This is a genomic window from Flavobacterium undicola, assembly GCF_009909155.2.
Classification (GTDB): Bacteria; Bacteroidota; Bacteroidia; order Flavobacteriales; family Flavobacteriaceae; genus Flavobacterium; species Flavobacterium undicola.
Genome location: NZ_JAAAPM020000051.1, coordinates 1 through 13085 on the forward strand (window position 1 = coordinate 1; position 13085 = coordinate 13085).

General features: G+C 34.7%; 9 protein-coding genes and 1 pseudogene. 9 read left to right on the plus strand and 1 reads right to left on the minus strand.

Features of this window, described 5'->3' with window-relative positions; genetic code table 11:
• Nucleotides 1-120: pseudogene (locus GTZ96_RS17550) on the plus strand (IS1595 family transposase); the annotation flags it as partial.
• On the opposite strand, the gene GTZ96_RS17555 reads toward GTZ96_RS17550, so the two are convergent.
• A complete protein-coding gene (locus GTZ96_RS17555) occupies nucleotides 87-2438 on the minus strand; it encodes a triple tyrosine motif-containing protein (protein ID WP_235973051.1) in 2352 nt (783 codons plus the stop codon). The pseudogene GTZ96_RS17550 and the gene GTZ96_RS17555 sit on opposite strands and share 34 nt — an antisense overlap.
• Nucleotides 2439-2790: 352 nt before the next feature.
• Between GTZ96_RS17555 and GTZ96_RS17560 the strand changes: the two genes are divergently transcribed.
• The 8 genes from GTZ96_RS17560 to GTZ96_RS17585 all read left to right on the plus strand — a co-directional run.
• The gene (locus GTZ96_RS17560; RefSeq protein ID WP_161645208.1) at nucleotides 2791-5877 is read left to right on the plus strand and encodes a SusC/RagA family TonB-linked outer membrane protein; all 3087 of its coding nucleotides are present in this window, start codon (nucleotides 2791-2793) and stop codon (nucleotides 5875-5877) included.
• 105 nt (nucleotides 5878-5982) lie between these two features.
• Nucleotides 5983-7443 (plus strand): RagB/SusD family nutrient uptake outer membrane protein, encoded by a 1461-nt coding sequence (locus GTZ96_RS17565; RefSeq protein ID WP_235973053.1) that lies wholly within the window; start codon nucleotides 5983-5985, stop codon nucleotides 7441-7443.
• A gap of 92 nt (nucleotides 7444-7535) precedes the next feature.
• Complete coding sequence (locus tag GTZ96_RS17570) at nucleotides 7536-8003, plus strand: hypothetical protein (RefSeq protein ID WP_235973055.1); 468 nt, start codon at nucleotides 7536-7538, stop codon at nucleotides 8001-8003.
• A 56-nt stretch (nucleotides 8004-8059) separates the two neighbouring features.
• Nucleotides 8060-8239, plus strand: a complete 180-nt coding sequence (locus tag GTZ96_RS18365) for a glycoside hydrolase family 16 protein (protein ID WP_317168922.1) — start codon at nucleotides 8060-8062, stop codon at nucleotides 8237-8239.
• Between the two features lie 166 nt (nucleotides 8240-8405).
• Nucleotides 8406-8528 carry a hypothetical protein gene (locus GTZ96_RS18410; RefSeq protein WP_262890599.1) on the plus strand — a complete coding sequence of 41 codons (123 nt, stop codon included), beginning with the start codon at nucleotides 8406-8408 and terminating at the stop codon, nucleotides 8526-8528.
• Between the two features lie 61 nt (nucleotides 8529-8589).
• Nucleotides 8590-10839 carry a glycoside hydrolase family 3 C-terminal domain-containing protein gene (locus GTZ96_RS17575; protein WP_161645211.1) on the plus strand — a complete coding sequence of 750 codons (2250 nt, stop codon included), beginning with the start codon at nucleotides 8590-8592 and terminating at the stop codon, nucleotides 10837-10839.
• 135 nt (nucleotides 10840-10974) lie between these two features.
• Nucleotides 10975-12432, plus strand: a complete 1458-nt coding sequence (locus GTZ96_RS17580; RefSeq protein ID WP_161645212.1) for a glycoside hydrolase family 30 protein — start codon at nucleotides 10975-10977, stop codon at nucleotides 12430-12432.
• Between the two features lie 120 nt (nucleotides 12433-12552).
• A partial coding sequence (locus tag GTZ96_RS17585) for a hypothetical protein (protein WP_207720206.1) occupies nucleotides 12553-13085 on the plus strand: 533 nt, incomplete at its 3' end.

Below are 13085 nucleotides of genomic sequence, written 5' to 3' on the forward strand. Positions count from 1 at the left end.
TTTTGTTTTAGGATAAACCGTTCTCAATTTAAAACAAGTATTTTTCATAAATCCATAGAAAGAATGGTGAATGCAAAACCGATTTATCAAAAAAACATAAAACAGATATTAAGTGTATAACTCAATTTGTTTTTTCGTATTTTTGTTTTTATTCTTTGTCTCATATAAAATATTGACATAGCAGTAAGTAAAATATAAACTAAATACGCTAAAAAATGTCTATACCATGGTGGCGAAACCGTAAATACAATAAATGTTTCTTCTGATTGAATTCCATAGCTATTTCTCACTTTTAATTTCATCTTATAATTACCTTCTCTTAAATAGGTATATTCTTTAAATGAAATTGTTGACCAATGGCTCCATTTATCATCAAAGCCTTCCAATTGATAAGAGAATTCAAGATTTTCAAGATTTTCATAAGTTGGGGATGAAAATGTAAATTTCACATGATTTGAAGCATACGGAATTAAATATTTTTCAGATACTTTTTTCTCGTTTCCAAAGATTAGTGTATCACCGGGAGGGGAAAAACTTCGTATAAAAACGGTGGGTTTAGTTACGGTATTGTTTAATAATTGGGAATCATAATGTGCTAATCCGTCTATAAGTCCTATAAATATGTTTTTTGGATTAATGGTATTTACAGAAAGACGATCAGTGATTAAATTACCCGTCAAACTTGAAAATGGGGTGACAAGATTTGTATAAGTACCATTGCTATTTTTCATTAATTCGCCTAATGATTCATTAAATACATACCAGAGGTTTCCATTGGCATCTTCAGTTAATGCTTTAATTCTGGGAATGTCTTTAAAAATCAAACTCATTTTTTTATCTTCATAAAACAAGTCTTGTTCTTTTGAATATTTGTAAAAATGATTGTTTGTTTGAAAGTAAATACTGTTGTTTATTTTCTGGATGCTTCCAAATCCTTTATCATTAGCGGACAAATTAGGAATAGTTTTTATCGATTTAAATTTTTTTAAATCAGAAGACAGTTCCATTTGATATAATAATCCATCATTTTTTAGCCATAAATAGTTATTGTCCAGTTCGAAAGATAAAGAGGATTTATAAAGGCCTCCAATTTGATTTCTGAATTCTAAACCATTAGCTGTCTTTTCGAATACCGCAAACCCATTTTTATTTGATCCTATAATAAAATTTGGCCGACTGGGGATGGTTTGAAATCTAGAATAACCATTTTTATCTAGTACTTTTATCGTCTTCCCTCCTTCAATCACTAAAGCACCATTATTGTGTGCGCATAATAATTGGTTTCCAATTACTTGAATAGCGTCGGCTTGACCAATTGTTCCTTCTACTAGGGTAAAACTGCTTTCATTGAAGTTTTTGTTCCAGGGATGGTAAAAAACACCTTGGTTTGTGGCCACATACAAATTTTCTTTATATACGACTGATGCATAAACAGTACCTAGATTATAGCTAAAAGGAAAATAACTAAATGGTGAGTTTTCGTTAATAAATGCAATTCCGCTATCTAAACCAAGCCAAAGATTATTCTTGTTGTCAATAAAAGAGGTTAGCACAGTATTATTCTGGAGTCCTTTGGTGCGATCAATATGTTGAATGATTTTCCCGTTCAAATCACATATAATAATCCCGTTTAAAACTGAATTGAGAACAATGAATTTGTCTTTTATAGCTACGCCTCCAAGTGAACCATTCTTTTTGATGAATACATTCGCTTCGGTATCCCAAGGAATCATTTTTTCATTGTCATATTTAAAAAGACCCTTGTTTAAAGTAGCAACGAGCAACTTGTTATCAGGCATAGGAAAGATACCCCAGATTTCTGTATTGTTTAAAATGGTGGTGTTTTTTAGCTGGAATAATTTTCCGTTTTTGTATTCTATTATCCCTGCTGTAATATCTTGAAAATACAAGTGGTTATTTACTTGGAATGAAAATTGGAATTTAGTGGGGGCTTCCAATAATCTAAGTTTATTGTTTTTAAAGATAAAAGCCCTTTCAAAAGATTGAAAAATAACTTCCCCTTTATGAATATGTATCTTCCAAATGTAACCAGTTAATTTGACTGTATTTATATTTACCATTTTAGATAAAGAAAAATATTCTAGTTTTCCTTTAGAATTAGGTTTGAAATAGCCAAATTCATTATTACCTCCGACAAATATTTTGCCTGAATCATCGATTTTTACTGATCTAATAAGGGGAGAATTTGGTAAGCTATACTTTCGCCATGATACACCGTCAAATTGAAATAGACCGTTATTGTTGGCAAAGTAAATATTCCCGTTTTTATCTTGGTCAATATTCCAGTTTTGTGTACCACCTTTATACTCGGATCTTTTATAATTTCGAATATCTGGAAGTCCAATGTTTTTGATTTGACCAAAAAAGGGTATTACAAATAACAGAAAAAAAAGAATGTTTAATTTTAGTTGATTCATGATTATCTCTTTAAGTTGTAGTCAGTCAATTTTTCTCTTTAAAAAATGATTGTCATTTTAGCTATAATCTGTAATACTTACTGATTACCAGCCTATCAAAAAGGCTAAATTATCGTTTTTTTTAGCAATGCAAGTTTTTTTGTTTTAAAAATACTTTGATGTGCAATATACGTAAATTACAACTACCTGTTAATCAATATGTTGAAATAAATATGCTGAGGTTTTGTTTGGTTTTTTTTCGGTGTAAAGTTAGATTTGCTGAGGTTTTGTTTGGGTACTAAATTCCGAATAGCAGAAAAATAACTTTAATATTGCTTCAAATTACTAATTAATTAACCAAAATTTTAGAAAAATGAAATTATTAAAAACATTTATTGTTTGTATTTCGTCACTATTATTCTCAGTTTATGCTCATGCACAAGATGCTACCATAAATGGGAAAGTACTTGACGATAAGGGGATGCCAATACCAGGGGCAACCATAGTACTAAAGGGGACAAAATCGTCAGTTGCAACAGACTTTGATGGGAAGTTTCAAATAAAGGCTCCAAAAGATGGGACTTTGGTAATCAGTTATATAGGATATAAAACCGTACAAGAAGCAATTAACGGGAGAAATGAAATTCAAGTTAAACTGAACTCTGACACACAATCCTTGCAGGAAGTTGTAGTTGTTGGTTATGGTACTCAAAAGAAGAGTGTTGTTACGGGTGCAATATCTTCAATAAAGGCTGATCAGATAGCAAATTTATCTGTTGCAACTACTTCACAAGCATTGCAAGGACAAACAGCTGGGGTTACAGTTTTGTCACAATCGGGAGCTCCTGGAGCAGGGGCTAAGATTCGTATCCGTGGGGCAGGATCAAATGGCAATTCGGATCCTATTTATGTTATAGATGGAATGCGTACAAGCAACATTGATTTCTTAGACCCAAACGATATCGAAAAGATGGAGATTCTAAAAGATGCCGCTTCCGCAGCTATTTATGGTGCCGATGGTGGAAATGGCGTTATAATGATTACAACCAAAAAAGGGAAGTCAGGTGCTATGAATGTATCTTATAGTACACAATACGGCTTTCAATCATTAAGAAGCAATTTAAAGATGATGAATGCTGACCAGTATGTTCAATGGATTGATGAAACAAAACCTCCTGGGAACAAGCCAAATGTAGCGGAATGGAAAGGCAAAGAAGGCACAAACTGGATTGATGAAACTGCTGAAGATGCTGCGCCTATTCAACATCATACTCTTCAGGTTTCCGGAGGAAATGAAATATCAACATTTTTACTTTCAGGTAACTTTTTTACTCAAGACGGACTTTTTGGGGGAGATAAGACCAACTTTAATCGTACAACAATGAGGTTTAACTCAAACCACAAAGTAAGTAAGTATTTAGAAGTGGGTGAAAACTTTTCTTATTCCATAAATAAACGCAAAGCTTTCACAGAAGATGATAGTTTTAATGGTATTATGAATCATGCTATGTTGATGGATCCATTAACTCCAGTTTATTATCCAAGTGGAACTGCATTACCGCAACATGTACAGGCTGCATTAGCGGCGGGGTATCCAATACTTACCAATGAAAATGGAGAATATTATGGTTTATCAAACTATATTATTGGAGAAATGGCCAACCCTATTGGGCAAATCGCACTTGATAATGGTCTCTCACAAGAAACTAAAATTATTGGCAATGTATTTGCTAACATCAAGCCTTTTGAAGGATTTGTTTTTACAACACGTTTTGGGATTGAACAAGCATTTAATAACTATGATGATTGGACTCCAAAATATTGGTGGAATCAAAACAAACAAAACACTACAAATTCTAAAGTATACAATCAAGGGATATTTAAAACATGGCTTTGGGAAAACTTTGCTACCTACAGCAAAAAAATTGACAAGCATGAATTCTCTGCTATGCTGGGAATGTCAGCCCAAGATACGGAATTTCGGTACTTGAATACACGTACAGCCGGTATGATTAAAGAAGGAGATCAATGGGCGCAAGTTGGTGAATCTCCTGTAGCAGGAACTATTTCAGGTAATAAATATCCAACATCGATGAATTCTTATTTTGGACGTATTACTTATTCATATGACAATAAATATTTGTTTCAGGCTTCTTTGAGAAATGACAATTCTTCACTTTTTGCACCAAATAAACGAGCGGGTTACTTCCCCGCCGTATCAGGAGGTTGGGTGTTATCAAATGAATCATTTTGGAAAATGGAATCTATAAACTACCTTAAGTTAAGAGGTTCTTGGGGTCAAAACGGTTCAACTTCTAATATTGGAGCAGGCCAATGGAAAGCCCTTATTACTAAAGATGGTTTAAAATACCCGGATGCACTTGGTAATTACCATACGGTTGGAGAACTTAAAGCCTTGGCAAATGAAGATATAACATGGGAAACAACAGAGCAAACCGATTTTGGATTTGATTTAAGAGCTTTTAACAGCAGATTATCACTAGGTTTTGATTATTACAACAAAGTAACCAAAGATCTATTAACGCCTTCTTCCCCTCCGTTATCAACAGGTTACCCAGCTCCTTACGCTAATGCTGGAGATGTAACTAACAAGGGTATTGAAATAGAATTAGAATGGAGAGAAAGAAGAGGCGATTTCAAGTATGGTATCAACTTTAACTTAACTACTATCAAAAATGAAGTAACATATTTGAATCCATTACTTGACAGAGTTGATGGAGCAGGTCTTCCTGTACTAGGGACTATCACCTCTTTTGAGTTGGGTAAACCAGTTTGGTTCTATAGAGGGTATAAAACAGATGGTATATTCCAAAATCAATCAGAGGTTAACGCTTATAAAACATCTTTGGGTGGTGTTACAACGTGGGCTCCAACACCTGGTGATCCAATTGTAGTAGATGCCAATGGTGATGGTGATATCAATGACAAAGATAAAACATACATTGGGGATCCACATCCAGATTTATTGATTGCAACAACTTTAGATTTTGAGTATAAAGGATTTGATCTCAAAGTATTTTTACAAGGCGCTTTTGGAGGAGAAAACTTCATGGCACTAGCCAGAGTTGACAACCCAACTACTAACCGTCCATCCTATTTTTTTACTGACAGATGGACGGGGGAAGGAAGTACCAATAGCTTCCCAAAAGCTTCGTACAGTGACCCAATCATTTATTCAAGTGATTTAATGGTTCAGGATGCCTCTTATGTAAAAATAAAACAAATTCAATTAGGCTATAATTTTAAGTCAGAATTAATCAAACGATTCGGAATGACCGGTCTAAGACTATATATGTCGTTAGATGATTACTTTACATTCACAAAATACAAAGGGATCGACCCGGAAGTAGGAAGTTTCTTAAACAACTCTCAAGGTATTGATAGAGGTTTATATCCTACCGCAAGCCGTTTAATGACAGGGTTATCAGTAACATTTTAATTTAATGACTATTACTATAAATATATAACAATGAAAAAATTAATTTATAAATTATCGGTTATTGCAGGCCTAGTTTTAATGCTAACATCCTGTGAAAAAGATTTCTTGGATAAACCAATTTATGGTGTTCTGGCGGCAGAAGATTATTTTAAAACGGAAGAAGAATTACAAGAAGGTGTATTTGCCTGTTATGATGTTTTACAATGGGCAGTTAATACAGACTGGAACTCAATGTATGTTGTAAAATCATTTCCTTCTGATGAATCCTACGCAGGGGGAGGTTCAGATGCAGATCAACCACCATACCAACAACTGGACGACTATTCTTACACCTCAGAGAATAAGCCAATAGAACATTCATTTAAAGCTATGTATTTTGGTATAATGAGAGCGAATGCAATTATTAATATTGCAGTGGGTGATACACCGGCAAAAATCAAAATGATAGCTGAAGCCAAAGCTTTGAGAGCGTATTTCTACTTTGAATTAGTTTCAATGTGGGGTGGAGTGCCATTGCGTTTAACGCTTCCATCACCAGCTGAATATGCAATTGCAAAATCAACCCCTGAGGAAATTTATGCACAAATACATAAAGATTTAGATGAAGCTATTCCAAATCTTCCTAAAAAGAGTGAGTACTCACCTGAAATGCGTTTTAGAATGTCACAAGGTACTGCTTGGGCTTTGAAAGGTAAGGCTTATTTATATCAAAAGATGTATGCAGAATCAGCAACTGCACTTGATAAAGTTATTCAATCAAATGAGTACGGTCTTGCTACAGATTACTCAAAGATATTCTTAAAAGAATCCGAATATGGTATAGAATCCTTATTTGAAATTGGCTATGTTTCTACTGCAGGCTATGATTGGGGATCTTTCCCATGGGCAAGCCGTGCAATGGAAAGTAATATTAACTGGCAGTTGATGGGGCCAAGAGGTGATTATTTTAAAGGTGGTACTTCTGGACTTCAAGGGGGTTGGGGATTTAACTATCCAACAGCTAAAATGGCGCAGGCATTTGATGCAGAAGGCGACATGATTAGAAAAAATGCTTCTATATTATCAGTAGCGGATCTTAGATCGAAATATGGCGGAGATTGGACAGAAGACTGGACAAAACCAGATCCGGTTTGGGGAATGGAAGGTTACTTTAGACTTAAGTATGGGACATTAACGGCCGAAACTGGTGGGCCTGTTGCAGAAGTGAATTATGGGACAAACTTTAGATTAATCAGATATGCTGACGTTTTATTAATGGCTGCTGAGGCGAAATTTTTAGCGGGAAATATTGCAGAAGCTCAAGTGAATTTTGATCAAGTACGAAACAGGGTGAATTTGCCGGCTAAAGTAATTTCGATGGATGCAATTAAGACAGAGAGAAGATTGGAATTGGCATTTGAAGGATTTAGATTTCTTGACTTAATTCGTTGGGGTGATGCTTCCAATGTATTGCAAAATCAAGGTTTTAATAAAAATGGCAACTTTGCAGAAAAACATAAATTATACCCAATACCTGCTGCAGAGATTAACAATAATGATAAGTTAACACAAAACCCTGGTTGGTAATTTAGTTAAGTTTGAGTAGGTGGAATGACCCATTCTCTTTTGATTATGGGTCATTTTTATAAAAGAATTATTTTAATTAGTATATTAAAGAAATGAAAATATATTATTCTAAAATAAGTTTGTTTATCGTTTTGAATTGCTTTCTATTGTTTGCATGCAGTGGTTCAAATTCAGAAGAAACTGTAGTTTATATAAAACCTACAAATCTTGTAGTTACACCAACAATAGTTGGGGCTACAACTCAGACTCCAAATGGTGATGGAAGTGGCGTGGTAAATTTTGCCCTTTCGGCAACCAATGCAACAAAGTATAAAATTGTACTCGGAAATGGAGAAACAAAAGAAATAACAAATGTAAGTTTTACTTACACCTATACCACATCGGGTTTCAATACTTATGTATTATATGTGTCTGCTTACAATACTGATCAATTTGTTAGTACAACACTCTCTATAATTGTTTTGGTTCAACCCAAATTAGTTTGGTCCGATGAATTTAATACTGATGGCGCTCCGGATAGTTCAAAATGGGGTTATGATTTAGGTGCAGTACCGTTATAATTTCGAATGCTGAAACTGAGTTTCATATCTATGCTATAGATTGGTCAGCGGCATCTATTAAGTTTTATGTTGACAATCAGTTGTTTTATACGTTTGCAAATACGGCTAGTTTTCCTTTTAATCAGAATTTTTTCTTGATTATAAATAGTGCAATAGGAGGTGGTTTTGGAGGTACAATAGATACTGATTTTACTTCCTCCACTTTTGAGATAGATTATGTTAGAGTTTATAATTAATGGTGTTTGTTTAAGTGGTTCTTCATTGTAAGCTTCTATTTGTAAGTTGGATAGGGGCTTCAATGGAGAAATTTAAAAATAAAGAAATGAATCAGTAAAAAAAATAATCTGTTCAGTGCTTTTTCTTGTAATGGGCTTGTTTTTCCAAGCTCAAACATTAAAAGTAATGACGTATAACATTCGCTTAGATGGTATCAGTGATGGAGAAAATGATTGGAGCCACCGCAAAGATTATTTCGCCTCTCAAATACAATTTGAACTTGAAAAAACAAAATTGAAATACGAGTAGGTAGTTCTTCTGATGCTATCGAACGTACCAAAATAATTGCTATTAAAAAATAATTTACACTATGAAAAATAAAATTATCACCTTATCGGTTGCACTTGCAGTACTTACATTTACGGGTTGCAAAACGAAATCGAATATGGTGGATGCTCCTGTATCTTCAGAGAATAAACAAGCAGTGCCATTTGAAGGCAAAGAATTAAGTGGTGAGTTTGATGCAACAATCGATAAAATTGTGGATCAAATGACAGTTGAAGAAAAATCAGGAGTTTTACACGGAACTAGTATGTTTAACACTGCAGGTGTAGAACGACTTGGAATTCCAGAATTAAAAATGGCCGATGGCCCCTTAGGAGTTCGTGAAGAAATTTCTCGTGACAACTGGTCTTCGGCAGGTTGGGACAATGATTTTGCAACTTATTATCCTGCTGGAGGAGCTTTGGCGGCCACTTGGAATACAGAAATGGCTTATACTTTTGGTAATAGTTTAGGTCAAGAACTGAGAGCCAGAGATAAGGATATGTTGCTTTCACCGGCAATAAATATTGTTAGAACCCCACTTGGAGGCAGAACATATGAATATATGTCTGAAGATCCGTTTTTGAATAAAAAAATAGCTGTGCCTTTAATTGTTGGATTACAGGATAATGATGTTATGGCTTGTGTAAAACATTTTGCAGCCAATAATCAGGAAACCAATCGTGATTTTGTTGATGTACAAATTGATGAACGCACCCTTCGCGAAATATATTTGCCGGCATTCGAAGCGTCTATAAAAGAAGCTAAAGCATACAGTGTCATGGGTGCTTATAATAAGTTGAGAGGTGAATATTTGTGTGAAAACGATTATATGCTGAATAAAATATTGCGTGATGAATGGGGCTTTAAAGGAATTGTAGTTTCAGATTGGAATGCCGTTCATAGTACGGTAAAAACCTTAAAAAACGGTTTAGATATTGAAATGGGGACAAATGCTCCTTTTGATAAATTTTGGTTAGGTCAGCCCCTTATCGATTCCGCTAAAGCAGGCAAAATTTCGATGGAAGAAATCGATAAACATGTAAAACGCATCTTACATGTATTGTTTCAGGTAAAAGCAATGGGTGGTAAAGACCGAGCTAAGGGCAGCATTGCAACTGAAGCACATTATCAGGATGCTTACAAAATTGCATCAGAATCTGTGGTTTTATTAAAGAATGATAACAATGCATTGCCTTTGAAATTGGATGGAGTAAAATCTGTTGCTGTAATTGGAAACAATGCAACTAAGAAAAATGCTTTAGGCGGATTTGGGGCAGGTGTAAAAACAAAAAGAGAGATTACTCCTTTGGAAGGTTTGAAAAACAGATTGCCATCATCAATCAAAATTAATTATGCGGAAGGGTATTTAGAACGTTATGAAGAAAAAAACAAAGGTAATTTAGGAAATATTACCTCGAATGGTCCTGTAACCATTGACCAATTAGACCCTGCTAAATTGCAAGAAGCAATTGAGGCTGCTAAAAATTCAGATGTAGCAATAATTTTTGCAGGTTCTAACCGCGATTATGAAACCGAAGCTTCTGACCGTAGAAACCTAAAATTACCATTCGGACAAGAAGAACTGATTCAAAAAGTATTAGCAGTTAATCCAAGAACTATCGTGGTTATGGTAGCTGGAGCCCCTTTTGATATTGATGATGTAAGTAAAAAAACTTCGACTTTAGTATGGACGTGGTTTAATGGTTCAGAAGGAGGAAATGTTTTGGCAGATGTGTTGTTAGGAAAAATAAATCCATCAGGAAAATTGCCATGGACAATGCCTAAAAATCTTATGGATTCTCCTGCACATGCAACAAATAGTTTTCCGGGTGGAAAATCTGTAACCTATGCAGAAGGAATTCTGGTAGGATACCGTTGGTTTGACACCAAAAATATCACACCTCTATATCCTTTCGGATACGGATTGTCGTACACCACTTTTGCTTTCGAAAATGCGAAAACAGACAAGAAATCATACACTGCTGATGAAACTATTACCGTTTCTGTGGATATAAAAAATACAGGAAAAGTGGATGGTAAAGAAGTGGTACAATTGTATATGTCTAAATCAGATTCAAAAATTACCCGTGCTGCCCAAGAATTAAAAGGGTTTCAAAAAGTATTGGTTACAGCAGGAAATTCAAAAACAGTAACGATTCAAGTTCCGGCAAAAGAGTTGGCGTATTACAACGTGAAAGCTAAAAAATGGACTGTAGAACCGGGAAATTACACCTTGAAATTAGGAAATTCTTCTCGTGATATTCAAAAAGAAGTTATCGTAACTATTAAGTAAAAAAGTTTTAATTGTTGAAAATACAATCGAAATTTCAATATTAAACCCAATGAAAATTGGGGGATAACAGCATTAGAATCGGGTTCGGTAAGAACATATAGTTGGTAAAAATAACACACACATAATATTTATAGAATGAAAAAAATCACAACAGCAGCACTTTTAGCACTGTCTTTTTTAGCCCTTGCTCAGCAGAAAGGCAAAAGACAATTGAAGCCCTTTTCAACAAAAGACAAAACAGTTAGCGTTTATACCACAGCAGATAATACAAAATTAAGATTGACGCTCACAGACAAGTTAGTTCTCTCAGCGTCTAAACAACCCTTAGAAACAGAGATTTCCGTTTTTGTTGAGCCTAAAAAAACCTTCCAAACCTTTTTGGGTATTGGAGGCGCAATCACCGATGCAAGTGCTGAGGTTTTTGCAAAATTGACCAAAGACAAACAACAAGAACTTTTGAATGCTTATTATGATAAAGAAAAAGGAATTGGTTATTCATTGTTAAGAACCACCATTCACAGTTCTGACTTTAGTAGAGAAAGCTATACTTATATCAAAGAGGGTGATGCGGCTTTGAACACTTTCAGTATTGACCATGACAGACAATATCGTATTCCATTGATTAAAGAGGCCATGAAAACTGCTAACGAAAAATTAACAATTTATGCATCACCATGGAGTCCACCGGCTTTTATGAAAAGCAATAATAATATGCTAAAAGGAGGGACATTACTACCAGAGTATTACCAATCTTGGGCAAATTATTACACAAAATTTATCAAAGCGTATGAAAAAGAAGGAATCCCAATTTGGGGTCTTACGGTTCAAAATGAACCTATGGCAGTTCAAACTTGGGAATCTTGTGTGTATACCGCTGAAGCTGAAAGAGATTTTCTGAAAAATTTTCTTGGTCCCACAATGAAAAAAGAAGGTTTGGGAGACAAGAAAATTGTGGTTTGGGATCACAATCGCGATTTAATGAACCAGCGGGCAAATGTTATTTTTTCAGATCCTGAAGCTTCAAAATATGCCTGGGGAATTGGATTTCATTGGTATGAATCTTGGGCAGGCGGAGCATCCATGTTTGATAATGTTCGTAAAGTTCAGGAGGCTTATCCAACTAAAAATTTATTGTTCACTGAAGGTTGTGTAGAAAGTTTTGATGCCAAGAAATATCAATTCTGGGCAAACGGGGAACGATATGGTACTTCCATTATTAACGATTTCAATAACGGAACGGTAGGCTGGACCGATTGGAACATTCTTTTAGATCAAAACGGAGGTCCAAACCATGTGGGTAATTTTTGTTTTGCACCAATTCATGCCGACATCAATTCAGGGGAATTGATTTATACGCCGAGTTACTATTATATTGGTCATTTTTCGAAATTTATTCGTCCTGATGCCAAAAGAGTCAGTACAGCTGTGAGCAGAAGCAGTCTGCTAAGTACTTCATTCCTTAATACAGACGGAAAAATGATTACAGTAGTCATGAACCAGTCTGATAAAGAGATTACGTATAATTTGATCATTGCTTCAGAGAAGACAGTGGCAGTAATTCCTGCACATGCTATTCAAACATTAGTTTATTAATCATTTTTTTTGATGGCTTTAGTCAGCACAGTTTTGAATGAAAATAATAAAATCTCCTTGTAAAAGCCAAAAGCATCTAATTCAAACTGCTATGGTCAATATTGAAACGAAAATTATATTATGATGAAAATTAATTTAAAAAATCCTAATAATCTAAGAACTGCTAAATTGATAGCTTTTAGTTTAGTCATCAATCTTTGGGCTTTTACAGGTTTTGGACAGCCTTATGCCAATACATATGTAAAAAATAACTTAGTTGAGCAGAATCTTTATATCGGGATGGCTAGTGACACCTCTTCACCTCCCAGTTTTGTTGAAGCAAAAGAGCGATTGCCGGAGCCTTTTTGGAACGTTAGACCTGATGTGATAAAATGCTATTGGAGAACATGGAAAATAGCTTTTTCAAATCTTAAACAAGTCAATAAAAATAGTGGTTTTGTTTCACCATTTATTGATCCGGCCTTTAATGGGAATATTTTTATGTGGGACTGTAGTTTTATGACCATGTATGGCAAATACGCCAAGCCTGTATTTAATTTCCAAAATACATTAAATAACTTTTATGCAAAACAACATAGTGATGGGTTTATATGTCGTGAAATAAGAGGCAGTGACGGCAGCGATTGTTTCGAACGCTTTGACCCTTCCAGCAC